Genomic DNA, 26554 nt, shown 5'->3' with positions numbered 1-26554 from the left:
ACGTGGCTTACATCAACCGCTTGCGTTCGCTCGAAGGCGCGATTCCGAGGGATTCGCGGTACTTGGCGACGGTGCGGCGAGCCACCTGAATGCCTTGTGCCTCCAGTAAACCAGCGATCTTGCTGTCACTCAACGGCTTTTTCTGATTTTCCGCGGCAACCAGTTTCTTGATGATCGCGCGGATCGCCGTGGACGAGCATTCGCCGCCTTCGGAGGTACTCACGTGGCTGGAGAAAAAGTATTTCAGCTCATAAATACCGCGCGGGGTATGCATGAATTTTTGTGTGGTCACTCGGGAAATCGTCGATTCGTGCATGCCCACCGCCTCGGCGATGTCATGCAGGACCAGCGGTTTCATGGCTTCGTCGCCGTACTCCAGGAAGCCGCGCTGATGCTCGACGATCTGCGTGGCGACTTTCATCAGCGTTTCGTTGCGGCTCTGCAGGCTTTTGATGAACCAGCGAGCTTCCTGAAGCTGATTGCGCATGAAGGTGTTGTCGGCGCTGGTGTCGGCGCGTTTTACGAAACCGGCGTACTGAGCGTTGACGCGTAGACGCGGTACCGATTCCTGGTTCAGCTCGACCAGCCAGCGCTCGTTGTCCTTGCGCACGATGACGTCAGGTATGACGTATTCGGCTTCGGTGGACTCGATCTGCGAACCCGGTCGCGGATTGAGGCTCTGCACCAGTTCGATGACCTGGCGCAGCTCGTCTTCCTTGAGTTTCATGCGCCGCATCAGCTGACTGTAGTCGCGGCCGCCAAGCAGGTCGATATAGTCGCTGACCAGGCGTTTGGCCTCTGCCAGCCATGGCGTTTTTGCCGACAACTGGCGCAGTTGCAACAGCAGGCATTCGCTGAGGTTGCGTGCGCCGATGCCCGCGGGCTCGAACTGCTGGATGCGGTGCAGGACGGCTTCGATTTCGTCCAGTTCAATGTCCAGTTCCGGGTCGAAGGCGTCGAGGATTTCTTCGAGGGTTTCGTCCAGGTAGCCCTGATTGTTGATGCAATCGATCAGGGTCACGGCGATCAGGCGATCGGTGTCGGACATCGGTGCGAGGTTCAACTGCCAGAGCAAATGGCTCTGCAGGCTTTCGCCGACGGAAGTGCGGGTGGTGAAATCCCACTCGTCATCATCGCTGCTCGGCAGACTGCTGGCGCTGGTCTGGTAAACATCCTCCCAGGCCGTGTCTACCGGAAGCTCGTTGGGGATGCGCTCGCTCCATTCGCCATCGTCGAGGTTGTCTACCGTCGGCGCGGCTTCCTGGTAAGAAGGTTCCTGAATGTCGGTGTTGGGCTTTTGCTCGACGTTGTCGGCCAGCGGATCGGAATTGTCGAAGTCGTCGCCTTCTTCCTGGCGTTCGAGCATCGGGTTGGATTCCAGAGCCTCCTGGATTTCCTGTTGCAGATCCAGGGTCGACAATTGGAGCAGGCGGATGGCCTGTTGCAGCTGCGGTGTCATCGTCAGCTGCTGGCCCATTCTCAAGACTAGCGATGGTTTCATGGCAGGGGCTTAACACCTTATTCGCCGGCGCTATGCGCCATCCACTACAGGGCGCCGAAGCGCCAAACTTAAGCAAATTATATGCCTGAAACTGAAGTGTTTGCCTAGAGCGCTGTAACAATTAAGCGCTATAAAAAACGGCTTGATCGATACAGCACCCGCGCAGCTTGTCGAACAGCTCGCGCTTACAGGCGGAACTCGTGACCCAGATACACTTCCTTCACCAGATCGTTGGCCAGGATAGTCTCGGCGTCACCTTCGGCGATCAATTGACCGTCGTTGACAATGTAAGCGGTTTCGCAGATATCCAGCGTCTCACGCACGTTGTGGTCGGTGATCAGCACACCGATGCCTTTGGCCTTGAGATGGTGAATGATCTGCTTGATGTCGCCAACCGAGATCGGGTCGACACCGGCGAACGGCTCGTCGAGCAGGATGAATTTCGGTGCGGTGGCCAGGGCGCGGGCGATTTCCACCCGGCGGCGCTCACCACCCGACAGGCTCATGCCGAGGTTGTCGCGAATGTGGCTGATGTGGAATTCCTGCAGCAGGCTCTCCAGCTCTTTGCGGCGACCGGCCTTGTCGAGTTCCTGACGGGTCTCGAGGATGGCCATGATGTTGTCGGCCACCGACAGTTTGCGGAAGATCGACGCTTCTTGCGGCAGATAGCCGATGCCGGCTTTGGCGCGGCCGTGCATTGGCTGGTGGCTGACGTCCAGATCGTCGATCAGCACGCGACCCTGATCGGCCTGCACCAGACCGACGATCATGTAGAAGCAGGTCGTCTTGCCGGCGCCGTTCGGGCCGAGCAGGCCGACGATCTGGCCGCTGTCGATCGACAGACTGACGTCCCGCACGACCTGGCGGCTTTTGTAGGCCTTGGCCAGGTGCTGAGCTTTCAGAGTTGCCATTACTGGGTTTTCTCGTCGGTTTTCTTCTTCGGCTGGATCACCATGTCGATGCGCGGACGCGCCTCGGTGACCTTGCTGCCGGTAGCGCGACCGGCGCTGGCGAGTTTCTTCACGGTGTCATAGACGATTTTCTCGCCTTGCGTCGTGTTGTTGTCCTTGTCGACCACTTTGGCCTTGTCGATCAGGACGACGCGATTCTGCGCGGCGTGGTACTGGATCGTCACGCCCCAGCCTTGTACAGGCTTGGTGTCGCCGGCGGTCTGCAGCTGTTCGAAGTAGGCCAGGTTGCCGACCGAAGTCACCACATCGATGTCACCGGCCTGAGTGCGGGTGATGGTCACCGTGTTGCCTTTAACGATCATCGAGCCCTGAGTGATGATCACATCACCTTTGTAGGTCGCGATGCCGTTCTTGTCGTCCAGTTGGGCGTCGTCGGCCTGAATGCGGATAGGTTGCTGCTGATCGTTCGGCAGAGCCCAGGCGCTCACGCTTCCCAGTGCTGCGCCCAGACTGAGCAAAATAGGGAGGGTTTTAACGAGCCTCATACTGTCCTCTTACGTTCGATTGCAGGTGTATCCTGCTGTCCTTCAGGTACGCTTTCATTCCGACGCCAGTCGACACACCGCCAGCGCCCTCGATTCTAACGGGTTGCGCGGTCTGCGCATATTCCTGCTGCGGGAACACGGTCATGCGGGTGCTGGTGATCAGGGTGTCGCGTTTCTTTTCGTCGGTGCGCTTCACGCGCACAGAGTCGATCAGTTCCACTTCGGTGCCGCCGGAATTCACTTCGCCGCGCTCACTGGTCACGTGCCACGGAAAGTCCGTGCCGCGATACATGTTCAGGTCGGGTTTGGTCACCAACGTGATGTCGGTGGCCTTGACGTGTTCGGCCTTGTCCGAGGTCATCTCGTATTGCACCTTGCCGTCGGGCAGGTACTGAATGGTATGCGTATTGGTCGCGTACCAGTCGATCGGATTCTCGGCGGTCGAGACCGGCGGCTTGTCGAGAAAGCGTTCCGGGCTGATGTTCCAGTAGCCGACCGCGGCGAAAATCGCCGCGATGCAGCCGAACAGCAGGAAGGTGCGAAATTTTTTACTGAACATGGCTTGGCTCACAGGTACGCGGCATTGGCCGCATCGAGGCGGCCCTGGGCGCGCAGGATCAATTCGCAGAATTCGCGGGCGGCACCTTCGCCGCCACGGGCGCGGGTCACGCCGTGGGCGTGTTCGCGGACGAAGTCGGCGGCGTTGGCCACGGCCATGCCCAGACCGACGCGGCGGATCACCGGCAGATCAGGCAGGTCGTCACCGAGGTAGGCAACCTGTTCATAGCTTAGGCCCAGTTGCTCGAGCAGGCCGTCGAGCACCACCAGTTTGTCTTCGCGGCCCTGAAACAGGTGCGGGATGCCGAGGTTTTTCGCTCGACGCTCAACCACCGGAGTCTTGCGACCGCTGATGATGGCAGTTTCCACGCCGGCGTTCATCAGCATCTTGATGCCCTGGCCGTCGAGGGTGTTGAAAGTCTTGAATTCGCTGCCGTCTTCCAGGAAGTACAGGCGCCCGTCGGTGAGGACGCCGTCGACATCGAAAACCGCCAGTTTGATTGCTTTGCCGCGTTGCAGCAGTTCGTTGCTCATTACATGACTCCTGCGCGCAGCAGATCGGAGAGGTTGAAGGCGCCGACCGGGCGGTCCTCCTCATCGACGACCACCAGTGCGTTGATTCGATAATCTTCCATGATTTTCAGGGCTTCGGCAGCCAGCATTTCCGGGCGCGCGGTTTTGCCGTGCGCGGTCATGACCTGGTCGATGGTGGCGCTGCGAATGTCGATGGCGCGATCCAGGGTGCGGCGCAAATCGCCGTCAGTAAAGATGCCGGCGAGTTTGCCGTCGGCTTCCAGAATGACGGTCATGCCCAGACCCTTGCGGGTCATTTCCATCAGCGCGTCCTTGAGCAGCGTGCCGCGTTGCACCTGAGGCAGCTCCTGGCCGGCGTGCATGACGTTTTCGACTTTCAGCAGCAAGCGACGGCCGAGGGCGCCGCCCGGATGAGAAAAGGCGAAATCTTCGGCGGTGAAGCCGCGGGCTTCCAGCAGCGCCACGGCGAGGGCATCGCCCATGACCAGTGCCGCGGTGGTCGAAGAGGTCGGTGCCAGGTTCAGCGGGCAAGCTTCATGCTCGACGTGCACGTTGAGATTGACCTCGGCTGCCTTGGCCAATGGCGATTGCGGGTTGCCGGTGACGCTGATCAGCTGGATGCCCAGGCGTTTGATCAACGGCAGCAGGGTGACGATTTCGTTGGTCGATCCGGAGTTCGAAAGGGCCAGAATCACGTCATCGCGGGTGATCATGCCCATGTCGCCGTGACTGGCTTCGGCCGGGTGGACAAAAAAAGCCGGGGTGCCGGTGCTGGCCAGGGTCGCGGCGATCTTGTTGCCAACGTGCCCGGACTTGCCCATGCCGACCACGACTACACGGCCTTTACTGGCCAGAATCATCTCGCAAGCGCGTACGAAATCGGCGTCGATATGGGGCAGCAAGCCTTGTACGGCTTCCATTTCGAGGCGGATGGTGCGTTGTGCCGATTGAATCAGGTCGCTGGATTGGCTCATGTCAGAAATCGTATAGCCCGATGAAAAGGCGGCGATTATAGCGGTTATGTTGCAAAGCCTCACGCAAGTTCGTCGTGCTTTGTCATTCCTCGTTACCAAAAGCCGGAAAAAGCCGCTGCAGACCTGTCACATCGCTGAATACGGGCTGGCACAAGCCTTGGGCGCGCGGCCGTTGCAGTGATATAGTTCGCCGCCAGTTCGGCCTGCCCGGGATGTATGTACTTTTTAACCAAAGACAGGCGTCCGAGTGAGAGGCTGCATCGCAAGGAGTTTAGATGAGTGCCGATAACGCCTACGCGGTCGAGCTGAAGGGAGTCTCCTTCAAGCGCGGTGCGCGCAGCATTTTCAATAACGTCGATATCCGCATCCCGCGCGGCAAGGTCACCGGCATCATGGGGCCTTCCGGGTGTGGCAAGACCACGCTGCTGCGGTTGATGGGCGCCCAGTTGCGCCCCGCCAGCGGCGAAGTCTGGGTCAACGGCCAGAACCTGCCGACCCTGTCGCGCAGTGATCTGTTCGATGCGCGAAAGCACATGGGCGTGCTGTTTCAGAGCGGCGCGCTGTTCACCGATCTCGATGTGTTCGAGAACGTGGCTTTCCCCCTGCGCGTGCATACCGAATTGCCGGAAGAGATGATCCGCGACATCGTCCTGCTGAAATTGCAGGCGGTCGGTCTGCGCGGAGCCATCGAGCTGATGCCGGACGAGCTGTCGGGCGGCATGAAGCGTCGCGTCGCGCTGGCCCGGGCGATTGCCCTGGATCCGCAGATCCTCATGTACGACGAACCGTTCGTCGGCCAGGACCCGATTGCCATGGGCGTGCTGGTCCGCCTGATCCGTCTGCTCAACGATGCGCTGGGCATCACCAGTATCGTGGTGTCGCACGATCTGGCCGAGACCGCGAGCATCGCCGACTACCTTTATATAGTCGGTGACGGCCAGGTCTTGGGGCAGGGGACTCCGGACGAGTTGATGAACTCGGACGAACCACGGATCCGGCAGTTCATGACCGGCGATCCCGATGGCCCGGTGCCGTACCATTTTCCAGCGACGGATTACCGCGCAGATCTTCTGGGGAAGCGCTGATGCGCAGAATTTCATTGATAGAGCGCGTGCGCCGATTCGGCGAAACGGCGATCGACGCCGTTGCGGTGTTCGGGCGCGCCACGCTTTTCCTGTTTCATGCCCTGCTGGGACGCGGCGGCATCAGCGGCGGTTTCAGCCTGCTGGTCAAACAACTGCATTCAGTCGGCGTCATGTCGCTGGTGATCATCGTCGTTTCGGGGATTTTCATCGGCATGGTCCTGGCGTTGCAGGGCTTCAGCATCCTGTCGAGCTACGGCTCGGAGCAGGCAGTCGGGCAGATGGTCGCCCTGACCCTGTTACGTGAACTGGGGCCAGTGGTGACCGCGCTGTTGTTCGCCGGGCGCGCCGGTTCGGCATTGACCGCAGAGATCGGCAACATGAAGTCGACCGAGCAACTGTCGAGCCTGGAAATGATCGGCGTCGACCCGCTCAAGTACATCATTGCCCCGCGTCTGTGGGCCGGTTTCATTTCCCTCCCGGTGCTGGCGATGATTTTCAGCGTGGTGGGCATCTGGGGCGGTTCGTGGGTGGCCGTCGACTGGCTGGGTGTGTATGAAGGCTCGTATTGGGCGAACATGCAGAACAGCGTGACCTTCACCAGTGATGTGCTCAACGGCATCATCAAAAGCATCGTTTTCGCCTTTGTCGTCACCTGGATCGCCGTATTCCAAGGCTATGACTGTGAGCCCACTTCCGAGGGGATCAGTCGTGCCACCACCAAGACCGTAGTGTTTGCCTCGCTGGCAGTGCTGGGTCTGGACTTTATTCTGACCGCTTTGATGTTTGGAGATTTCTGATGCAAAACCGCACCCTGGAAATCGGTGTCGGCCTGTTCCTGCTGGCAGGGATCCTGGCTTTGCTGCTGCTCGCCTTGCGGGTCAGTGGCCTGTCTCCGACTGCGTCCACCGACACTTATAAACTTTATGCGTATTTCGACAATATCGCCGGTTTGACGGTCAGAGCCAAAGTGACCATGGCCGGTGTGACCATCGGCAAGGTCACGGCCATCGATCTGGATCGCGACAGCTTCACCGGTCGGGTCACGCTGCAAGTGGACAAGAAGGTCGACAACCTGCCTGTCGATTCCACAGCGTCTATCCTTACCGCGGGTCTGCTGGGCGAGAAATACATCGGTATCAGCGTCGGCGGCGAAGACACCCAGTTGAAGGATGGCGGAACCATCCACGACACGCAGTCGTCTCTGGTACTGGAAGACCTGATCGGTAAATTCCTGCTCAATACCGTTAGCAAAGACGCCAAATGAGGAGCTTTTGAATGATCTCTACCTTGCGACGTGGCCTGTTGGTGTTGCTCGCGGCACTGCCACTGCTGGCTAACGCGGCACCTGGGCAATCCGCACACGATCTGATTCAGGACACCACCAACCGGATGCTTGCCGACCTGCAGGCCAACAAAGAGAAGTACAAGCAGGATCCGCAGGATTTCTATGCGGCGCTGAACAACATTGTCGGCCCGGTGGTGGATGCCGAGGGCATCTCCAAGAGCATCATGACCGTCAAGTATTCGCGCAAGGCTACGCCTGCGCAGATGCAGCGCTTTCAGGAAAACTTCAAGCGCGGCCTGTTCCAGTTCTATGGCAACGCTCTGCTGGAATACAACAACCAGGGCATCACTGTTGACCCGGCCAAAGACGAATCGGGCGACCGCACCAGCGTCAACATGACCGTCAAGGGCAGCAATGGCGCGATCTATCCAGTGCAGTACACGCTTGAGAAGATCGGCGGCGAGTGGAAACTGCGCAACGTGATCATCAACGGCATCAACATCGGCAAGCTGTTCCGTGATCAGTTCGCTGACGCGATGCAGCGCAATGGCAACGATCTGGACAAGACCATCGATGGTTGGGCCGGTGAAGTGGCCAAGGCCAAGCAGGAAACCGACAAAGCTGCTGCGAAGCCAGCGCAATGAGTGAGGCGGCAGTGCGTATGAGTGATGTCGATGAGCTTCTGCTCAGTGGCGTGCTGGACTATCGCACCGGGCCGGACCTGAGAAGGGAAGGCCAGGCGCTGATCAAGTCGAGCAAGGCAAGCTCGTTGGTCATCGATTGCTCGGCGGTGAAGAAGTCCAGCAGCGTCGGTCTGTCGTTGCTGCTGTGCTTCATGCGCGATGCGCAGGCGGCCGGCAAGGCCGTCAGCATCCGCGCCATGCCGGAAGACATGCGCGAAATTGCCGAGGTCAGCGAATTGACCGAGCTGTTCGCGGCACACTGATTCCGCATCGGCAACAAAAGCCCCCCGTCAGAGTCCTGCATTGCGGGGTTCGCAGGCGCGGGGCTTTTTTGTATGATGTCCGACCCGTGCGCACAGGGCGCCGATTGAGGTTGAGCATGCAGGCCGTAGAAGTGAAAAACTTCCTTGAAGGGAAGCTGCCAGGAATTCAGGTAGAAGTTGAAGGCGAAGGCTGCAACTTCCAGCTGAACGTGATTAGCGATGAACTGGCGGCGTTGAGCCCGGTCAAGCGTCAGCAAAGCATCTATGCCCATTTGAACCCATGGATCGCCGATGGCAGCATCCACGCGGTCACCATGAAATTTTTCAGCCGCGCGGCCTGGGCCGAGCGCACCTGAGCCCTAGGGCGTCGAGATACTAATGGATAAATTGATTATTACCGGTGGCGCGCGTCTTGATGGCGAGATCCGCATTTCCGGCGCGAAGAACTCCGCTCTGCCAATCCTGGCCGCCACCCTGCTGTGCGATGGCCCGGTGACCGTTGGCAACCTGCCGCACCTGCACGACATCACCACCATGATCGAGCTGTTCGGTCGCATGGGCATCGAGCCTGTGATCGACGAAAAACTCAGCGTCGAAATCGACCCGCGCACCATCAAGACCCTGATCGCCCCGTACGAGCTGGTGAAAACCATGCGTGCGTCGATTCTGGTACTGGGCCCGATGGTTGCCCGTTTTGGTGAGGCCGAAGTTGCCCTGCCTGGCGGTTGCGCCATCGGTTCGCGTCCGGTCGACCTGCACATCCGTGGCCTCGAAGCCATGGGCGCGGTGATCGACGTCGAAGGCGGCTACATCAAGGCCAAGGCGCCTGAAGGTGGCCTGCGCGGTGCGCACTTCTTCTTCGACACCGTCAGCGTGACCGGTACCGAGAACATCATGATGGCCGCTGCTCTGGCCAAGGGCCGCAGCGTGCTGCAGAACGCCGCCCGTGAACCTGAAGTGGTCGACCTGGCGAACTTCCTCAACGCCATGGGCGCCAAGGTTTCCGGTGCTGGCACCGACACCATCACCATCGATGGCGTCGAGCGTCTGGGTTCGGCTTTCTACAAGGTCATGCCTGACCGTATCGAAACCGGCACCTACCTGGTCGCCGCTGCCGTCACAGGTGGTCGCGTCAAGGTCAAGGACACCGATCCGACCATTCTTGAAGCGGTGCTGGAAAAACTCCGTGAAGCCGGCGCAGAAATCACCTGCGGTGAAGACTGGATCGAGCTGAACATGCACGGCAAGCGTCCGAAAGCGGTCAACGTGCGCACCGCGCCGTACCCGGCTTTCCCGACCGACATGCAGGCACAGTTCATCTCGCTCAACGCCATTGCCGAAGGCACCGGTGCGGTGATCGAGACAATCTTCGAAAACCGTTTCATGCACGTGTACGAATTGCATCGCATGGGCGCCAAAATCCAGGTTGAAGGCAACACCGCCATCGTGACCGGTACCGAAAAACTCAAGGGCGCGCCAGTGATGGCGACCGACCTGCGTGCTTCGGCCAGTCTGGTGATCTCGGCGCTGGTTGCCGAAGGCGACACACTGATCGACCGCATCTACCACATCGACCGTGGTTACGAGTGCATCGAAGAAAAACTGCAGATGCTGGGCGCCAAGATCCGTCGCGTTCCGGGCTGATTGCCGCATCGGGACACACGGACGTGTCCACTGAATTCGTTTCGAGTCGAGGGTGTGCGCACCCTCGATGTGTGTCCGGCGCCGATTGTGACCGGGCATGAGTACCTTGATAAGGACTGACGTTTCCCATGTTGACCATCGCACTGTCCAAGGGCCGCATCCTTGACGACACGCTGCCGCTTCTCGCTGAAGCGGGCATCGTGCCGACCGAGAATCCGGACAAGAGCCGCAAGCTGATCATCCCCACGACCCAGGACGACGTGCGTCTGCTGATCGTGCGGGCCACCGACGTGCCGACCTATGTCGAGCATGGCGCGGCCGACCTCGGCGTCGCAGGTAAAGACGTGTTGATGGAATACACCGGCCAGGGCCTGTACGAACCGCTGGATCTGCAGATTGCCCAATGCAAACTGATGACCGCCGGCAAGATCGGCGCCGCCGAGCCCAAGGGCCGTCTGCGCGTGGCGACCAAGTTCGTCAATGTCGCCAAGCGTTATTACGCCGAGCAGGGCCGTCAGGTCGACATCATCAAGCTGTACGGCTCGATGGAGCTGGCGCCGCTGATCGGTCTTGCCGACAAGATCATCGACGTGGTCGATACCGGCAACACCTTGCGCGCCAATGGCCTGGAACCCCAGGAACTGATCGCCACGATCAGCTCGCGTCTGGTCGTCAACAAGGCTTCGATGAAAATGCAACACGCCCGAATCCAGGCGTTGATCGACACCCTGCGCAACGCAGTGGAATCGCGACACCGCGGCTGATCTACCTGCGCGGCCCGAGGCCGCGCCGTCTATCCGCCTCATAGCCAGAATTCTCAGGTGCCCAAGCGGATCGAATGATAGTTTCGGGCGCCTGAGTTTTTGCCAATTCCTATGAGGCTCTCGCTATGACCGCACCGACTGCAATTCGCCGACTCAACGCTGCTGACCCGGATTTCGCGCATCATCTGGATCATCTGCTGAGCTGGGAAAGTGTGTCTGACGACTCGGTCAATCAGCGCGTGCTGGACATCATCAAGGCCGTGCGCGAGCGCGGTGACGCGGCGCTGGTCGAGTTCACCCAGAAGTTCGATGGCCTTGAGGTCGCTTCGATGGCTGACCTGATCCTGCCGCGCGAGCGCCTGGAACTGGCCCTGACCCGCATCACCGTGGCGCAGCGCGAAGCGTTGGAAAAGGCCGCTGCACGGGTGCGCAGCTACCACGAAAAACAGAAGCAGGATTCCTGGAGCTACACCGAGGCCGACGGCACTGTGCTGGGCCAGAAGGTTACGCCGCTGGATCGCGCCGGCCTTTATGTGCCGGGCGGCAAGGCCTCGTACCCGTCGTCGGTGCTGATGAACGCGATTCCGGCGAAAGTCGCTGGCGTCACCGAAGTGGTGATGGTCGTGCCGACGCCGCGCGGTGAAATCAATGAACTGGTGCTGGCCGCCGCGTGCATCGCCGGCGTTGACCGTGTGTTCACCATCGGCGGCGCACAAGCGGTTGCCGCTCTGGCGTATGGCACCGAAAGCGTGCCGCAAGTCGACAAGGTGGTGGGGCCGGGCAACATTTATGTCGCCACCGCCAAACGCCACGTATTTGGTCAGGTCGGCATCGACATGATCGCCGGGCCTTCGGAAATCCTCGTGGTCTGCGACGGCCAGACCGACCCGGACTGGATCGCCATGGACCTGTTCTCCCAGGCCGAGCACGACGAAGACGCGCAAGCGATCCTGGTCAGCCCGGACGCCGAGTTCCTCGACAAGGTCGCCGCCAGCATCGATAAACTGCTGCCGACCATGGACCGCGCGACCATCATCGAGACCTCGATCAATGGCCGCGGGGCGCTGATTCAGGTCAACGACATGGCCCAGGCCATCGAAGTCGCCAACCGCATCGCCCCGGAACACCTGGAGTTGTCGGTTGCTGACCCGCAAGCCTGGCTGCCGCAGATCCGCCACGCCGGCGCGATTTTCATGGGCCGTCACACCTCCGAAGCGCTGGGTGACTACTGCGCCGGTCCGAACCACGTGTTGCCGACCTCCGGCACCGCGCGGTTCTCGTCGCCGCTGGGCGTGTATGACTTCCAGAAGCGCTCATCGATCATCTTCTGCTCCGAAGCGGGCGCCTCTGAGCTGGGCAAAACCGCCTCGGTGCTGGCCCGTGGCGAATCGCTCAGCGCCCACGCGCGCAGCGCCGAATACCGCATCAAAGACCAGGACTTTCTGAAAGGGCAGGGGGAATGAGCATGAGTAGATTCTGGAGCCCGTTCGTCAAGGACCTGGTGCCGTATGTGCCGGGCGAACAGCCGAAGCTGACCCGACTGGTCAAGCTCAACACCAACGAAAACCCGTACGGCCCGTCGCCAAAAGCCCTGGCGGCGATGCAGGCTGAACTCAATGACAACCTGCGCCTGTACCCGGACCCGAACAGCGATCTGCTGAAAAATGCCGTGGCCGGTTACTACGGCGTACAAAGCAATCAGGTGTTCCTCGGCAACGGTTCGGACGAAGTGCTGGCGCACATCTTCCACGGTCTGTTCCAGCATGAGCAGCCGTTGTTGTTCCCGGACATCAGCTACAGCTTCTATCCGGTCTATTGCGGTCTGTACGGCATCCAGTTCGACGCAGTGCCGCTGGACGCGCAGTTCCAGATCAACCCGGGCGACTACGCCAGGCCGAACGGCGGGATCATTTTCCCCAACCCGAACGCGCCGACTGGTTGCCTGCTGGCACTGGAGGCGGTCGAGCAAATCCTCAAGGCCAGCCCGGATTCGGTGGTGGTGGTTGATGAGGCGTACATCGACTTCGGCGGTGAGACAGCGATCAGTCTGGTGGATCGCTATCCAAACCTGCTCGTCACGCAAACCCTGTCCAAGTCGCGTTCGCTGGCCGGTCTGCGCGTCGGGCTGGCGGTCGGGCATCCCGATCTGATCGAGGCGCTGGAGCGGATCAAGAACAGCTTCAACTCCTATCCGCTGGATCGTCTGGCGAATGTCGGCGCGGCGGCGGCGTTTGAAGATCGCGAGTATTTCGACAAGACCTGTCGGCTGGTCATCGAGCACCGCGACTGGGTGGTTGCGCAGTTGCAGGCCAAGGGCTTTGAAGTGCTGCCATCAGCGGCAAACTTCATCTTCGCCCGGCACCCGCAGCACGACGCGGCGGGGCTGGCGGCCAAGCTGCGTGAGCAGGGCGTGATCGTGCGGCACTTCAAGCAGGAGCGGATTGCGCAGTTCCTGCGGATCTCGATTGGGACGCCGGAGCAGAATCTGGCGTTGATCGAAGGCCTCGGCGACCTCTGATTACCGCTGCACCTTGTAGGAGTGAGCCTGCTCGCGATAGCGGTTGGATATTCAACATCGACGTTGGCTGACCCGGCGCAATCGCGAGCAGGCTCACTCCTACAGGGGATTTGTGGTGTTATTCGTGATGCGGTTCGCCAAGAAATGTCAGCGAACTGAACAACCCGCGACTGTCCACATCCGCGCTGTTCGTCACCGGCACCTCAACCTGCGCCGCAATCACATTCAACCCTTCATTCCTCACCAGCACCTGCGCGCGGCCGTCCTTGTCGGTCTCGGTGCTCAGCGTGTTCGGCGCGCTGCGATAGTCGCCAACCAACTTGACCCCGGCCGCCGGTTTGCCATCGAGCAATACCCGCACCGGCAGTGAATTACCCGGCCCGACGGTCAGCGGATCCACTTCCGGCAGGATCAACAGTTTGATCTGGTCGAGCTTCGGCAGCTTCGCGCCGGGCTGGTAAATCGCCAGGCTGTACTTGAACGTCTCAGTCGCTTCGATTGCGCCCGGTACTTTGCTGCGTCCTTGGTTGACCCACTTCTTGTCCGCAGTTTGCGACCACATGCCATTGTTCAAGGCGACGACCATCACCGCCGGCGACTTCAACGGTTTCAAGCGGGCGTGGTCCGCCAGACGCTCGACGCTGACCGGAATCATCTTGCCGCCCGCGTCGTAGGCCCAGGCACCGCTGATCTTTTGCGCTTTGAAAGCATTGTCTTCGGCGCCGTGACCGTAGACCACTTCGATGTTGCCGCGCCGTTCTTCTGTCCACAGACCATGGGCCGAAACGTGCCCGGCGAACAGGGCTGCGATCAGTACGAGGGTTTTGCCGTGTTGCATGGTGACGTCCTTTTACAGGTTGAGTGTCAGGCTGACGGTGAAGTTGCGCGGCTCGCCGGGGTTGACCCAGTAGTTGCTGTAGGAGCGCTCGTAATACTTTTCGTCGAAGAGGTTGTTCAGGTTCAGGCCGACTGTGACGTTGTCGCTGGCCTTGTAATGGGCCAGCAGGTCGACGGTGTGATAGGCCGGCAATTCGAAGTCGCTGCCGGATTCGCCCGAGCGGTCGCCGACATACGTGAACGCTGCGCCAAAGTCCGAGCCGCGCAGATGGCCATCCTGAAATTCATACACGCCGAGCAGGCTGCCACTGCGTTTGGCGACGCCGAGGATGCGGCTACCGGTGGGAATCGTCGCGTCGCCCTTGGTCACTTCGGCATCGATGTAGGCGAACGCGCCGATGACCCGCACCGCATCGGTCACCTGCCCGGTCACCTGCCAGTCGAAGCCCTGACTGCGCGCTTTGCCCATGGCGCGACTGGTGTCGGTGGCCGGGTCGAGCGCGAGAACGTTTTCCTTGTCGATGTGAAAGAAGGCGAGGGTGCTGCTCAGGCGGTCGTCGAACAATTCGTTCTTGATACCGATCTCGTAGCCGACGCCTTCTTCCGGGTCGAATGATTTGCCGGCGGCGTCAAGGCCGTTGTTCGGTTTGAACGAGGTCGAGGCGTTGGCGAACAGGCCGGTGTTCGGCGTCAGTTGATAGAGCAGGCCCGCGCGTTGGGTGAGGGCGTCGTGACGCTGGCTGCTGGTCGCGTTGCGGCTGTGGTCGTCGATGTGCTGATCGAAATGTTCGAAGCGCGCGCCGATCATTCCGCGCAGCTTGTCGGTGAAAATGATCTGGTCCTGCACATTCAGTGCATGGCTTTCGACGTGTTCGAAGAAGTCAGTGCCCGAGCGGGCGCCGTTGGGTTTTGGCTGGCCGTAGACCGGGTTATAGATGTCGATGGCGTAGGGGCCGCCAGCGAGGGTGGTGACGCGTTCGTTCTTGCGGAAGTTTTCATACTCGGTACTGATCAGCAATTCGTGTTGCCAGGGACCGAGGTCGAACAGGCCGCGCAATTCCAGTTGGGTGATGCTGTCGTGCCAGTGGGTGTCGCGCTCGCGATAGCGGCGGTTGACGGTGTGGCCGTCGGCGTTCAGCGCCCGTTGTTCCGAGGCGTCGCCCCAGAGTTCGCCTTCCTTGTAATGACTGGCCAGGCGCAGTTTCCAGTTGTCGTTCAGGTGATGCTCAAGGGTCGCCTGCAGCAGATTGTTGTGGTTGTCGATGTTGCCGTCGTTAGGTTCTCCGAGGAAAGTCGAGCGCGAGACACCGCTCCATTTGTTGTTCGGCGCGACGATGCCGCGATCGAAGGTCGAGCTGTGCCGGACGATCTCGCTCTCTACGAGCAGCGAGGTGTCCGGGCTCAATTGCCAACTGATCGAGGGCGCAACAAACACGCGCTTGCTGTCGACGTGGTCGCGGAAGCTTTGGTTGTCTTCGACTGCGAGGTTGATTCGCGACAGTACATCGCCCTGCGCATCGAGTGGGGTGTTGACGTCCAGCGCGGTGCGATAGCGATCCCAGCTACCGGCGCTGGTCTGCAGGGTGGTAAACGCTTCGGGCTGCGGCTTTTTCGTAACGATGTTCACCGTGCCGCCCGGATCGCCCCGGCCATACAGGCTCGCGGCGGGGCCTTTGAGCACTTCGATACGCTCGATATTGGCGGCGTCCGGTGTGCTCGGGTAGCCGCGATTGGCGCTGAAGCCGTCCTTGTAGAACTCCGACGTGGTGAAGCCGCGCACGCTGTATTCGTAGAGCGTCAGGCCGCCAAAGTTGTTCTGCTTCGACACGCCGCCGGCAAAATCCAGCGCCCGCTCGACGCTGCTGCTGCCCAGATCCTTGAGCACACTGGCCGGTACGACGCTGATGGCTTGCGGGATATCGCGGATCGCGGTGTCGGTTTTGGTTGCGCTGGAGGAGCGGGTAGCGCGGTAGCCTTTGACGGGGCCGGTAGGCGATTCATAGTCGGAAACGACGCTGATCGCTTCCAGCTCAAGGGACTGCGGTTCATCGGCGAAAGCGGGATCGCAGAGCAAGCCAAGGGTCAGGCCGAGCAGCGAGGCCTTTTTGCGAGACGACATGTTATGTTGTTCCAATTACCAGAATTGAAACAATATAACATGCCTTTTGAGAATGTCTGTTATTCGCGCCATTGGCGCGAATAAAGTTCTATTCTTCTTTTTCTTTCACCGGAGCGGGTGGCGGACGCAGGCCGATTTCAGCGGTGAGCTTCAACTCTTTGCCGTTGCGCATCACCTGAATCGTGACCTTGTCAGTCGGCTTGATCCGCGCCACCTGATTCATCGAACGGCGGCCATCACCGGCCGGCTCGCCATCGATACTCAGAATCACATCGCCCAGTTGCAGGCCTGCTTTCTGCGCTGGACCGTCACGGAAAATCCCCGCGACCACAATGCCCGGGCGCCCGGACAAGCCAAACGACTCGGCCAGTTCCTGAGTCAGCGGCTGCACTTCGATGCCCAGCCAGCCACGAATGACCTGGCCGTGCTCGATGATCGACTTCATCACTTCCATCGCCAGCTTCACCGGGATCGCAAAACCGATGCCCTGCGAGCCGCCGGATTTGGAAAAGATCGCGGTGTTGATGCCAGTGAGGTTGCCGTTGGCATCCACCAGTGCGCCGCCGGAATTGCCCGGATTGATCGCCGCATCGGTCTGGATGAAGTCTTCGTAGTTGTTCAGGCCCAACTGGTTACGCCCGGTGGCGCTGATGATGCCCATGGTCACGGTCTGGCCGACGCCGAACGGGTTGCCGATGGCCAGCGCGACGTCACCGATGCGGATGTTGTCGGAGCGGCCGACGGTGATCGCCGGCAGGTTTTTCAGGTCGATCTTCAATACCGCGAGATCGGTTTCCGGGTCGCTGCCGATCACGCGAGCGAGGGTTTCGCGGCCGTCCTTGAGCGCCACGACAATCTGGTCGGCGCCGCTGGTGACGTGGTTGTTGGTCAGGATGTAGCCTTCCGGGCTCATGATCACCCCGGAACCGAGGCTCGATTCCATGCGTTTCTGTTTCGGCGAGTTGTCACCGAAGAAGCGCCGGAACTGCGGATCCTCGAACAGTGGATGCGCCGGTTTGTTGATGACCTTGGTGGTGTACAGATTGACCACCGACGGTGCGGCAATGGAAACCGCATTGGCGTAGGACACCGGCCCCTGCTGCACGCTGGTGGTCTGCGGCGCCTGTTGCAGGTTGACGTCGAGGCTCGGCAGCCCGACCCACTCGGGGTAACGCTGAATAATCAGCAGAGCGATAAGCACACCGGCCAGCAGCGGCCAGCCAAAAAAACGCAGCGCCTTGAGCATTAAGCACGTCCTGGAAAAGTTGCAGGCGGGGTCAGACCGCCCATAATGTCGCGCATTATACGAGGCCGCGCGTGCCTCTGAACGGGATATTTAGGAGTCTTTCATGGCCGTTGCCCTCAGCACCCTCGTCGAAGAAGCCGACCGTTACCTGGCCAGTGCGAAAATCGCCGATTATTGCCCTAACGGTTTGCAGGTCGAAGGTCGTCCGCAAGTGATGCGCATCGTCAGCGGCGTCACCGCCAGCCAGGCGTTGCTCGATGCCGCCGTCGAGGCCGAGGCGGATCTGATCCTGGTGCATCATGGTTATTTCTGGAAGGGCGAAAACCCCTGCGTCACCGGGATGAAACAACGTCGATTGAAAACCCTGCTCAAGCACGACATCAGTTTGCTCGCCTATCACTTGCCGCTGGATTTGCACCCGGACGTCGGCAACAACGTGCAATTGGCGCGTCAGCTCGACATCACCGTCGAGGGGCCGCTGGACCCGAGCAATCCGAAAGTCGTCGGTCTGGTCGGTTCGCTGAATGAACCGATGACGGCGCGGGATTTCTCCCGCAGGGTTCAAGAGGTGATGGGCCGTGAGCCGCTGTTGATCGAAGGCAGCGGGATGATTCGCCGGGTCGGCTGGTGCACCGGTGGCGGCCAGGGTTACATCGATCAGGGCGTTGCCGCAGGTGTCGATCTGTTCATCAGCGGTGAAGCCTCCGAACAGACTTTTCACAGTGCCCGCGAAAACGACATCAGCTTCATCGCCGCCGGCCACCACGCCACCGAACGTTACGGTGTGCAGGCGCTGGGCGATTATCTGGCGAAACGTTTCGCCCTCGAACACATCTTCATCGATTGCCCCAACCCGATCTGACACACCGCGTTTCCCCTGTAGGAGTGAGCCTGCTCGCGATAGCGGTGAGTCAGTCACCGCTATGTCGGATATGACAACGCTATCGCGAGCAGGCTCACTCCTACAGGGGTTCATCGGCCGAACTGGCAGGCATATTCATATGCCCTTTCGTTCTAGTAGGCGTCCTGATTAGAAGAGGTCGCTGTGCTAGTATTCCCCGCTCGAACACGGCCCGCTGGCCGTTCATAAGAAAGCTTTCGTGAGTAGCCATGGTCGACAAACTGACGCATCTGAAACAGCTGGAGGCGGAAAGCATCCACATCATCCGCGAGGTGGCCGCCGAGTTCGACAACCCGGTGATGCTGTACTCCATCGGTAAAGACTCCGCCGTGATGCTGCACCTGGCACGCAAGGCGTTCTTCCCGGGCAAACTGCCGTTTCCGGTGATGCACGTCGACACCCGCTGGAAATTCCAGGAAATGTACAAGTTCCGCGACAAGATGGTCGAAGAACTGGGCCTGGACCTCATCACCCATATCAACCCCGATGGCGTGGCGCAGAACATCAACCCGTTCACCCACGGCAGCGCCAAGCACACCGACATCATGAAAACCGAAGGTCTGAAACAGGCCCTCGACAAGCATGGCTTCGACGCAGCATTCGGCGGCGCCCGTCGTGATGAGGAGAAATCCCGCGCCAAAGAGCGCGTCTACTCGTTCCGCGACAGCAAGCACCGCTGGGACCCGAAAAACCAGCGCCCGGAACTGTGGAACGTCTACAACGGCAAGGTCAACAAGGGCGAATCCATTCGTGTGTTCCCGTTGTCGAACTGGACCGAACTGGACATCTGGCAGTACATCTACCTCGAAGGCATTCCGATCGTGCCGCTGTACTTCGCCGCCGAGCGCGAAGTGATCGAGAAGAACGGCACGCTGATCATGATCGACGACGAGCGCATCCTTGAGCACCTGTCCGATGAAGACAAGGCGCGCATCGTCAAAAAGAAAGTGCGGTTCCGCACCCTTGGCTGCTACCCGTTGACGGGCGCGGTGGAGTCCGAGGCCGAAAGCCTCACGGACATCATTCAGGAAATGCTCCTGACGAGAACTTCCGAGCGCCAGGGCCGGGTCATCGACCACGATGGCGCAGGCTCGATGGAAGACAAGAAACGTCAAGGCTACTTTTAAGCTTCGAGTTACAAGCGGCAAGCTGCAAGTTAAAGGCGGTATGCGTAGCTTTGCAGTTTGGCGCTTGCAGCCGGTTGCTGCGAGCCGGAATCGGATGACTCGTAATGGATTTCGAGAGACTGGTTGTATGGCAGCGAAGCAAATGTCTGGCGGTGAGGATTTTCAAAGAGTTTGCGCGGTGCGGGGATTTTGGATTCAAGGATCAGATCACCCGTTCTGCACTTTCAGTGCCTTCCAATATTGCTGAAGGCATGGAGCGTCGGAGTTGCAAAGAAAAGGTTCATTTTCTTTGGATTGCGAAAGCTTCTTGTGGAGAGCTGCGCACCCAGATTCTGATAGGCCGAGATATCGCTTACATCGCAGAACCACTGGCTGAAAATTGGATTATGGAGACCCGAGAGCTTTCTAGGATGCTGGTTGGGTTGATCAACAAAATTTCTGACTAGCTGTACGCCGACAAGCTTGCCGCTTGAAGCTTACAGCTTGGAGCTTGAATGCAATGAGCCATGTTTCTGATTTGATCAGCGAGGACATCCTCGCCTACCTGGGCCAGCACGAACGTAAAGAGCTGCTGCGCTTTTTGACCTGCGGTAACGTCGATGACGGCAAGAGCACCCTGATCGGGCGCCTGCTGCACGACTCGAAAATGATCTACGAAGATCACCTCGAAGCGATTACCCGCGACTCGAAGAAAGTCGGTACCACCGGTGACGACATTGACCTTGCGCTGCTGGTCGACGGTTTGCAGGCCGAGCGTGAGCAGGGCATCACCATTGATGTCGCGTATCGCTATTTCTCGACTGCCAAACGCAAATTCATCATCGCCGATACCCCCGGCCATGAGCAGTACACCCGCAACATGGCCACCGGTGCGTCCACCTGTGACCTGGCGATCATTCTGGTCGACGCGCGTTACGGCGTGCAGACCCAGACCCGTCGCCACAGCTTCATTGCATCGCTGCTGGGCATCAAACACATCGTCGTCGCCATCAACAAGATGGACTTGAAGGACTTCGACGAGGGTGTGTTCGAGTCGATCAAGGCTGATTACCTGAAGTTCGCCGAAGGCTTGAAGATGAAGCCGACCAGCATGCACTTCGTGCCGATGTCGGCCCTCAAGGGCGACAACGTGGTGAACAAGTCCGAGCGCTCGCCGTGGTACACCGGTCAGTCGCTGATGGAAATCCTCGAGACCGTGGAAGTCGCGGGCGATCGCAATTTCAGCGATCTGCGTTTCCCGGTGCAGTACGTCAACCGGCCGAACCTGAACTTCCGTGGTTTCGCCGGTACGCTGGCCAGCGGCATCGTGCACAAGGGCGACGAAGTCGTCGTGTTGCCGTCGGGCAAGAGCAGCCGGGTCAAGTCCATTGTCACCTTCGAAGGTGAGCTGGAGCATGCCGGCCCTGGTCAAGCGGTGACGCTGACCATGGAAGACGAAATCGACATTTCCCGTGGCGACCTGCTGGTGCATGCCGACAACGTGCCGCCGGTCACCGACAGCTTCGAAGCGATGCTGGTGTGGATGGCTGAAGAGCCGATGCTGCCGGGCAAGAAGTACGACATCAAGCGCGCCACCAGTTACGTGCCGGGCTCGATCGCCAGCATCGTCAACAAGGTCGACGTGAACACTCTGGAAGAAGGCCCGGCGAGCGCGTTGCAGCTCAACGAAATCGGCAAGGTGAAGATTGCGCTCGACGCGCCGATCGCCCTCGACGGTTACGACAGCAACCGCACCACCGGCGCGTTCATCGTCATTGACCGGTTGACCAATGGCACCGTCGGCGCCGGCATGATCGTCGCCCAACCAGTTGCGCACGGCACCGCCACGCACCACGGCAAACTGGCCCACGTTGCTACTGAAGAACGTGCTCAGCGCTTCGGCCAGCAACCGGCTACGGTGTTGTTCAGCGGCCTGTCGGGCGCGGGCAAGAGCACCCTGGCGTATGCGGTCGAGCGCAAGCTGTTCGACATGGGGCGCGCGGTATTTGTGCTGGACGGGCAGAACCTGCGTCATGACCTTAATAAAGGTCTGCCACAGGACCGTGCCGGCCGTACCGAGAACTGGCGGCGTGCCGCGCATGTGGCGCGTCAGTTCAACGAAGCGGGCTTGCTGACTTTGGCTGCGTTCGTTGCGCCGAGTGCCGAAGGTCGCGAGCAGGCCAGGGAGCTGATCGGCAAGGATCGTTTGCTGACGGTCTATGTGCAGGCTTCGCCAACTGTTTGCGCTGAGCGTGACCCGCAAGGTCTGTACGCTGCTGGCGGTGACAACATCCCGGGCGAATCCTTCCCGTACGACGTGCCGTTGAATGCCGATCTGGTGATCGACACGCAGTCGCTGAGTCTGGAAGACAGCGTCAAGCAAGTGCTGGAGCTGCTGCGTAAACGCGGCGCGATCTAAGCAAAAAACAGCGGCGAGCTTTTAGCTTCGAGCTGCAAGAAAAAGCCCGCCGATGAGCAGTCATCGGCGGGCTTTTTTATTCGGGTCAACCCGGTCGATTGTAGGAGTGAGCCTGCTCGCGATAGCGGTGCTTCAATCAACATCGATGGTGGCTGATCCACTGCTATCGCGAGCAGGCTCACTCCTGCAGGGGGTTAGCGGCGGTCGGGATATTCGCGGTGCAGTTGCTCCAGCAACGCATCCTTGTCCAGCCACAGCTGATTGATCCAGCCCTGAAACTGCAAACGATACTCGCCGTCCTGGTCGTAGTTCTTGCCGATGAAGGCCGGTGGAATTTTCAGCTCTTCAAAGTGCACCACCACATCGCGCACATTGCCGCTGAGCAAGTCCCAGAACCCCGGGCGTCCGGCCGGGTAGTGGATGGTCACGTTGACGATCGATTCCAGTTGCTCGCCCATCGCGTCCAGCACAAAGGCGATCCCGCCGGCCTTCGGCTTGAGCAGGTATTTGAACGGTGATTGCTGCTGCGCATGCTTGCCTTCGGTGAAACGCGTGCCTTCGACGAAGTTGAAAATGCCCACCGGGTTATTGCGGAATTTCGCGCAGGTCTTGCGCGTGGTTTCCAGGTCTTTGCCTTTTTTCTCCGGGTGCTTGGCCAGGTAGGCTTTGGAGTAGCGTTTCATGAACGGAAAGCCCAGCGCCCACCACGCCAGACCGATCACCGGGACCCAGATCAGCTCTTGCTTGAGGAAGAATTTCAGTGGCTGAATCCGCCGGTTGAGCACGTATTGCAGTACCAGAATATCGACCCAGCTCTGGTGATTGCTGGTGATCAGATACGAATGCTGATAGTCCAGACCTTGCAGACCGCTGATGTGCCAGCGAGTGCGCCGGACCAGGTTCATCCAGCCCTTGTTGTTGCTGATCCATGCCTCGTGAGTGTGGCTCATCAGCCAGCCGGCGATGCGTTGCGTCAAGGCAAACGGCAACGCCTTGACCAGCGCCACGCAGAACAGGAACGAGCACAGCAAAATCGTATTGAGCGCCAACAGCAGCGAGGCGATTACGCCACGCAGCGGTGCAGGGAGAAAGTCCAGCATTTACACATCCATAGGTCGGTTGGCGGCTTGAATCGCGGTGAGCGCGATGGTGTAGACGATGTCATCGACTTGCGCGCCGCGCGGCAGATCGTTCACCGGTTTGCGCAGGCCTTGCAGCATCGGCCCGAGGCTGACGCAATCGGCGCTGCGTTGCACCGCTTTGTGCGTGGTGTTGCCTGTGTTCAGATCCGGGAACACAAACACCGTGGCGCGCCCGGCAACCTGACTGTTCGGCGCCAGTTGACGGGCCACTTCGGCATTGGCGGCAGCGTCGTATTGCAGCGGGCCGTCGATCAGCAGCGAGTGCTGTTGCTCGTGAGCGAGCAGGGTCGCTTCGCGGACTTTCTCGACTTCTTCGCCGCTGGCCGATTCGCCGCTGGAGTAGCTGATCATCGCCACGCGCGGCGTGATGCCGAACGCCGCGGCGGAGTCAGCGCTTTGCAGGGCGATCTCGGCCAGTTCGCTGGCGCTCGGATGCGGGTTCATCACGCAGTCGCCGTACACCAGCACTTCTTCCGGGAACAGCATGAAAAACACCGACGACACCAAGGTGCAGCCCGGCGCAGTCTTGATCAGTTGCAGCGCCGGGCGAATGGTATTGGCGGTGGTGTTGATCACCCCGGATACCAAGCCGTCGACTTCGTCCAGCGCAAGCATCATGGTGCCGATCACCACGGTGTCTTCCAGTTGCTGCTCGGCCATCGGCGCGTTGAGGCTCTTGGTCTTGCGCAGGGCCACCATCGGCTCGACGTAGCGCTCGCGAATCAGGTCCGGATCCAGTATCTCCAGCCCGGCAGGCAAGACGATGCCTTGCGCGCGCGCCACCGCTTCGACGTCTTCCGGCTTGGCCAGCAACACGCAACGGGCGATCCCGCGTTCCTGGCAGATCGCCGCCGCTTGCACGGTAAACGGCTCGCTGCCTTCGGGCAGGACGATGCGCTTGTTGGCCGCTTGCGCGCGTTGAATCAGCTGATAGCGGAACACTGCCGGCGACAGACGCATCTCACGCGGCGTGCCGCAACGCTGGTGCAGCCAGTTGGCGTCGAGATGGCTGGCGACGAAATCGGTGATGATCTCGGCGCGCTCGCGGTCGTCGATCGGAATTTCCTTGTTCAGGCCATTCAACAGGTTGGCGGTGTCGTAGGAGCCGGTGCTCACCGACAACACCGGCAGGCCGGCCTGCAATGCGCCACGGCACAGATCCATGATGCGCGGATCGGGCAGGGTGTCGCTGGTCAGCAGCAGCCCGGCCAGCGGCACGCCGTTGATCGCTGCAAGGCTGACGGCAAGGATGATGTCGTCGCGATCGCCCGGCGTCACCACCAGTACACCGGGCTTGAGCAGCTCGACAGTGTTGCGCATGGTCCGCGCGCAAATAATGATGTTGCTCATGCGCCGGGTTTCGTAGTCCCCGGCATTGAGCACTTGCGCGCCCATCAGATCGGCGACGTCGCGGGTGCGCGGCGCGTTGAGTTCCGGTTGGAACGGGATGCAGCCGAGCAAGCGGAAATCACCGCTGCGCAGCAACGGCGAGTGTTCTTTCAGGCGCGCGGCAAAAGCTTCCATGCTCTCGTCAGTCTTGACCTTGTTGAGGATAACGCCGAGCACTTTCGGGTCTTTCGGGCCACCGAACAATTGCGCCTGCAACTCGACGCGGCCGGACAGTTCGGCCAGCACTTCGTTTTCCGGTGCCGAAACCAGAATCACCTCGGCATCGAGGCTCTTGGCCAGGTGCAGATTGACCCGCGCGGCATAACTGGCGCTGCGGGTCGGCACCATGCCCTCAACGACCAGCACGTCTTTGCCGACCGCCGCTTGTTGATACAGGGTGATGATTTCTTCGAGCAGTTCGTCGAGCTGGCCGTCACCGAGCATCCGCTCTACGTGCGCCAGGCCCAGGGGTTGCGGCGGTTTCAGGCCATGGGTGCGCGCCACCAGCTCGGTGGAGCGCTCCGGGCCAGTGTCGCCGGGGTGCGGCTGGGCGATCGGTTTGAAGAAACCGACTTTAAGCCCCGCGCGCTCAAGCGTACGCACCAGCCCGAGGCTGATGGAGGTCAGACCCACGCCAAAATCGGTGGGGGCGATAAAAAAAGTTTGCATGGGAATTCTCTATGCAAGGGTGTCGGCCTATGGCTGGCCGACTACCGAAATTCAGTCGCCAAGGTTATCGCTAACCGAGCCTTGTGCGCACCAGCCACAGGCAAAAGGTTGACCTGTTTTTTCAATACGTTGCGCCGGGTCGAGCACCCACGCCCGCGATTGCCACGGCGGCTGGTGACGCAGGTGCTGGGTGTGGCCACAGGAAAGTTCGACCACCCAATGACCCTCTTCGTCCTGATGAAAGCCTTTGATCGTCGAAACCCGTTTGTCCGGGTTGTGTTCGCTTTCGTGCGATTGCTTCGCTAAACTTGGCCTTTCTATATTCTTATGCAAAAGGTCTCGCCCCATGCTGATCGCCGCCAATAAGGCTGTCTCCATCGACTATACCCTGACCAACGACGCTGGTGAGGTCATCGACAGCTCCGCCGGCGGCGCTCCGCTGGTTTACCTGCAAGGCGCGGGCAACATCATCCCGGGCCTGGAAAAAGCCCTGGAAGGCAAGGCTGTCGGCGACGAGCTGAAAGTAGCCGTCGAGCCGGAAGACGCTTACGGCGAATACGCCGCCGAGCTGGTCAGCACCCTGAGCCGCAGCATGTTCGAAGGCGTCGACGAGCTGGAAGTCGGCATGCAGTTTCACGCTTCGGCGCCGGACGGTCAGATGCAGATCGTGACCATCCGTGACCTCGACGGCGACGACGTGACGGTTGATGGCAACCACCCGCTTGCCGGCCAGCGTCTGAACTTCCAGGTGAAGATCGTCGACATCCGTGACGCCAGCCAGGAAGAAATCGCTCATGGCCACGTCCATGGCGAAGGTGGCCATCACCACTGATTTTCTGCGCTAAGCTTCGAGTACTGGAGAGGCGCCTGCGGGCGCCTTTTTAGTCCGCGGCTGTCTTTGGTGGCCACGCCAAGTGGCTGTTTCGAGAAGAACAGAGAATCCTGGAGTTCGTCATGAGTGCTTTTCACGACCTTAAGTTGACAGCCCTGGATGGTCAGGAGCTACCGCTGGCGCCGTTCAAGGGCCAAGTCGTGCTGGTGGTCAACGTCGCCTCCAAATGCGGCTTGACCCCTCAGTACGCGGCGCTGGAAAACCTTTATCAGCAATACAAAGGCAAAGGCTTCAGCGTGCTGGGCCTGCCGTGCAATCAGTTTGCCGGACAGGAACCGGGCTCGGAGCAAGAGATTCAGGAGTTCTGCAGCCTCAACTATGGCGTGACGTTTCCGTTGTCGAGCAAGCTCGAAGTCAACGGCCACGAGCGTCATCAGTTGTACCGTCTGCTGGCGGGCGAGGGCGCTGAATTTCCTGGCGACATCACGTGGAATTTCGAAAAATTTCTGCTCGGCAAGGATGGCCGCGTCCTGGCGCGGTTCTCGCCGCGTACGACACCGGATGATCCAACCGTGATTGCCGCGATCGAGAAAGCGTTGAGCTGAACCATAAATATCGCAGCCAACCGG

At 60.0% G+C, this 26554-nt stretch carries 28 protein-coding genes; 16 read left to right on the top strand and 12 right to left on the bottom strand.

Annotated elements, in window-relative coordinates; translation table 11 throughout:
- Positions 1 to 7 precede the first annotated feature (7 nt).
- The 6 genes from BLU24_RS24255 to BLU24_RS24230 all read right to left on the bottom strand — a co-directional run bounded on the left by BLU24_RS24255 (position 8) and on the right by BLU24_RS24230 (position 5023).
- Entirely contained in the window at positions 8 to 1501 is a 1494-nt protein-coding gene (locus BLU24_RS24255; RefSeq protein WP_093104675.1) for an RNA polymerase factor sigma-54, read from the bottom strand.
- 185 nt (positions 1502 to 1686) lie between these two features.
- Positions 1687 to 2412 (bottom strand): LPS export ABC transporter ATP-binding protein, encoded by a 726-nt coding sequence (gene lptB, locus BLU24_RS24250; protein ID WP_008085069.1) that lies wholly within the window; start codon positions 2410 to 2412, stop codon positions 1687 to 1689.
- Entirely contained in the window at positions 2412 to 2957 is a 546-nt protein-coding gene (gene lptA, locus BLU24_RS24245; protein ID WP_090281782.1) for a lipopolysaccharide transport periplasmic protein LptA, read from the bottom strand. Before lptA ends, lptB begins: the two co-directional genes overlap by 1 nt.
- Positions 2944 to 3516, bottom strand: a complete 573-nt coding sequence (gene lptC, locus BLU24_RS24240; RefSeq protein ID WP_090281783.1) for an LPS export ABC transporter periplasmic protein LptC — start codon at positions 3514 to 3516, stop codon at positions 2944 to 2946. The genes lptA and lptC overlap by 14 nt, the downstream gene beginning before the upstream one ends.
- A gap of 8 nt (positions 3517 to 3524) precedes the next feature.
- A complete protein-coding gene (locus tag BLU24_RS24235) occupies positions 3525 to 4049 on the bottom strand; it encodes a KdsC family phosphatase (protein WP_090281784.1) in 525 nt (174 codons plus the stop codon).
- Positions 4049 to 5023 (bottom strand): KpsF/GutQ family sugar-phosphate isomerase, encoded by a 975-nt coding sequence (locus BLU24_RS24230; RefSeq protein ID WP_093104673.1) that lies wholly within the window; start codon positions 5021 to 5023, stop codon positions 4049 to 4051. Before BLU24_RS24230 ends, BLU24_RS24235 begins: the two co-directional genes overlap by 1 nt.
- Positions 5024 to 5298: 275 nt before the next feature.
- Between BLU24_RS24230 and BLU24_RS24225 the strand changes: the two genes are divergently transcribed.
- The 10 genes from BLU24_RS24225 (at position 5299) to hisC (ending at position 13265) form a co-directional block, all read left to right on the top strand.
- A complete protein-coding gene (locus tag BLU24_RS24225; protein ID WP_090281786.1) occupies positions 5299 to 6108 on the top strand; it encodes an ATP-binding cassette domain-containing protein in 810 nt (269 codons plus the stop codon).
- Entirely contained in the window at positions 6108 to 6905 is a 798-nt protein-coding gene (gene mlaE / locus BLU24_RS24220; RefSeq protein ID WP_090281787.1) for a lipid asymmetry maintenance ABC transporter permease subunit MlaE, read from the top strand. Before BLU24_RS24225 ends, mlaE begins: the two co-directional genes overlap by 1 nt.
- Complete coding sequence (gene mlaD, locus BLU24_RS24215) at positions 6905 to 7372, top strand: outer membrane lipid asymmetry maintenance protein MlaD (protein WP_093104671.1); 468 nt, start codon at positions 6905 to 6907, stop codon at positions 7370 to 7372. The genes mlaE and mlaD overlap by 1 nt, the downstream gene beginning before the upstream one ends.
- Positions 7373 to 7383: 11 nt before the next feature.
- The gene (locus BLU24_RS24210; RefSeq protein ID WP_090281789.1) at positions 7384 to 8037 is read left to right on the top strand and encodes an MlaC/ttg2D family ABC transporter substrate-binding protein; all 654 of its coding nucleotides are present in this window, start codon (positions 7384 to 7386) and stop codon (positions 8035 to 8037) included.
- Positions 8034 to 8339, top strand: coding sequence for an STAS domain-containing protein (locus BLU24_RS24205; RefSeq protein ID WP_093104669.1), 306 nt, complete (start codon positions 8034 to 8036; stop codon positions 8337 to 8339). The genes BLU24_RS24210 and BLU24_RS24205 overlap by 4 nt, the downstream gene beginning before the upstream one ends.
- Positions 8340 to 8455: 116 nt before the next feature.
- On the top strand, positions 8456 to 8695 hold the full coding sequence (locus BLU24_RS24200; protein ID WP_093104663.1) for a BolA family protein: 240 nt from the start codon (positions 8456 to 8458) through the stop codon (positions 8693 to 8695).
- A gap of 22 nt (positions 8696 to 8717) precedes the next feature.
- Positions 8718 to 9983: a UDP-N-acetylglucosamine 1-carboxyvinyltransferase gene (murA, locus tag BLU24_RS24195; RefSeq protein ID WP_090281792.1), complete on the top strand. Its 1266-nt coding sequence runs from the start codon at positions 8718 to 8720 to the stop codon at positions 9981 to 9983.
- A 128-nt stretch (positions 9984 to 10111) separates the two neighbouring features.
- Positions 10112 to 10747, top strand: a complete 636-nt coding sequence (gene hisG / locus BLU24_RS24190) for an ATP phosphoribosyltransferase (protein WP_007967226.1) — start codon at positions 10112 to 10114, stop codon at positions 10745 to 10747.
- Between the two features lie 125 nt (positions 10748 to 10872).
- Entirely contained in the window at positions 10873 to 12210 is a 1338-nt protein-coding gene (gene hisD / locus BLU24_RS24185) for a histidinol dehydrogenase (RefSeq protein WP_090281793.1), read from the top strand.
- 2 nt (positions 12211 to 12212) lie between these two features.
- Positions 12213 to 13265, top strand: a complete 1053-nt coding sequence (gene hisC / locus BLU24_RS24180; protein ID WP_093104660.1) for a histidinol-phosphate transaminase — start codon at positions 12213 to 12215, stop codon at positions 13263 to 13265.
- Between the two features lie 118 nt (positions 13266 to 13383).
- On the opposite strand, the gene BLU24_RS24175 is transcribed toward hisC, so the two are convergent.
- The 3 genes from BLU24_RS24175 to algW all read right to left on the bottom strand — a co-directional run bounded on the left by BLU24_RS24175 (position 13384) and on the right by algW (position 17467).
- Positions 13384 to 14103 (bottom strand): DUF4198 domain-containing protein, encoded by a 720-nt coding sequence (locus tag BLU24_RS24175; protein WP_093104657.1) that lies wholly within the window; start codon positions 14101 to 14103, stop codon positions 13384 to 13386.
- Between the two features lie 12 nt (positions 14104 to 14115).
- Positions 14116 to 16221: a TonB-dependent siderophore receptor gene (locus BLU24_RS24170; protein ID WP_093104654.1), complete on the bottom strand. Its 2106-nt coding sequence runs from the start codon at positions 16219 to 16221 to the stop codon at positions 14116 to 14118.
- 88 nt (positions 16222 to 16309) lie between these two features.
- Positions 16310 to 17467 carry a Do family serine endopeptidase AlgW gene (algW, locus tag BLU24_RS24165; RefSeq protein ID WP_090281796.1) on the bottom strand — a complete coding sequence of 386 codons (1158 nt, stop codon included), beginning with the start codon at positions 17465 to 17467 and terminating at the stop codon, positions 16310 to 16312.
- Positions 17468 to 17570: 103 nt separating this feature from the next.
- On the opposite strand from algW, the gene BLU24_RS24160 reads away from it, so the two are divergent.
- From BLU24_RS24160 to cysN, 4 genes are all read left to right on the top strand, one after another.
- Positions 17571 to 18329, top strand: coding sequence for a Nif3-like dinuclear metal center hexameric protein (locus BLU24_RS24160; RefSeq protein ID WP_090281797.1), 759 nt, complete (start codon positions 17571 to 17573; stop codon positions 18327 to 18329).
- Between the two features lie 248 nt (positions 18330 to 18577).
- On the top strand, positions 18578 to 19495 hold the full coding sequence (gene cysD / locus BLU24_RS24155) for a sulfate adenylyltransferase subunit CysD (RefSeq protein ID WP_007912374.1): 918 nt from the start codon (positions 18578 to 18580) through the stop codon (positions 19493 to 19495).
- A gap of 104 nt (positions 19496 to 19599) precedes the next feature.
- Complete coding sequence (locus BLU24_RS24150; protein ID WP_039759341.1) at positions 19600 to 19941, top strand: four helix bundle protein; 342 nt, start codon at positions 19600 to 19602, stop codon at positions 19939 to 19941.
- A 53-nt stretch (positions 19942 to 19994) separates the two neighbouring features.
- Positions 19995 to 21893, top strand: coding sequence for a sulfate adenylyltransferase subunit CysN (gene cysN / locus BLU24_RS24145; RefSeq protein ID WP_093104650.1), 1899 nt, complete (start codon positions 19995 to 19997; stop codon positions 21891 to 21893).
- A gap of 194 nt (positions 21894 to 22087) precedes the next feature.
- Here the strand turns inward: cysN and BLU24_RS24140 are convergent, their stop codons facing one another.
- Genes BLU24_RS24140 through BLU24_RS24130 form a run of 3 tightly spaced genes read right to left on the bottom strand, consistent with a single transcriptional unit; the run spans position 22088 to position 25471 of the window.
- Complete coding sequence (locus BLU24_RS24140; RefSeq protein WP_093104644.1) at positions 22088 to 22993, bottom strand: acyltransferase; 906 nt, start codon at positions 22991 to 22993, stop codon at positions 22088 to 22090.
- On the bottom strand, positions 22994 to 25093 hold the full coding sequence (pta, locus tag BLU24_RS24135; RefSeq protein ID WP_093104641.1) for a phosphate acetyltransferase: 2100 nt from the start codon (positions 25091 to 25093) through the stop codon (positions 22994 to 22996).
- A gap of 51 nt (positions 25094 to 25144) precedes the next feature.
- Positions 25145 to 25471 (bottom strand): DUF3565 domain-containing protein, encoded by a 327-nt coding sequence (locus tag BLU24_RS24130; RefSeq protein ID WP_093106938.1) that lies wholly within the window; start codon positions 25469 to 25471, stop codon positions 25145 to 25147.
- On the opposite strand from BLU24_RS24130, the gene BLU24_RS24125 reads away from it, so the two are divergent.
- On the top strand, positions 25440 to 25925 hold the full coding sequence (locus BLU24_RS24125; protein ID WP_090281801.1) for an FKBP-type peptidyl-prolyl cis-trans isomerase: 486 nt from the start codon (positions 25440 to 25442) through the stop codon (positions 25923 to 25925). The two genes, BLU24_RS24130 and BLU24_RS24125, sit on opposite strands and share 32 nt — an antisense overlap.
- Before the next feature lie 122 nt (positions 25926 to 26047).
- Complete coding sequence (locus tag BLU24_RS24120; protein WP_093104640.1) at positions 26048 to 26530, top strand: glutathione peroxidase; 483 nt, start codon at positions 26048 to 26050, stop codon at positions 26528 to 26530.
- Positions 26531 to 26554: the final 24 nt, after the last annotated feature.

It is taken from the genome of Pseudomonas sp. Z003-0.4C(8344-21) (assembly GCF_900104975.1).
In the GTDB taxonomy this organism is placed as follows: domain Bacteria; phylum Pseudomonadota; class Gammaproteobacteria; order Pseudomonadales; family Pseudomonadaceae; genus Aquipseudomonas; species Aquipseudomonas granadensis.
The sequence above is the reverse complement of the archived record's forward strand: the minus strand, read 5'-3'. Positions and strand labels throughout refer to the sequence as shown.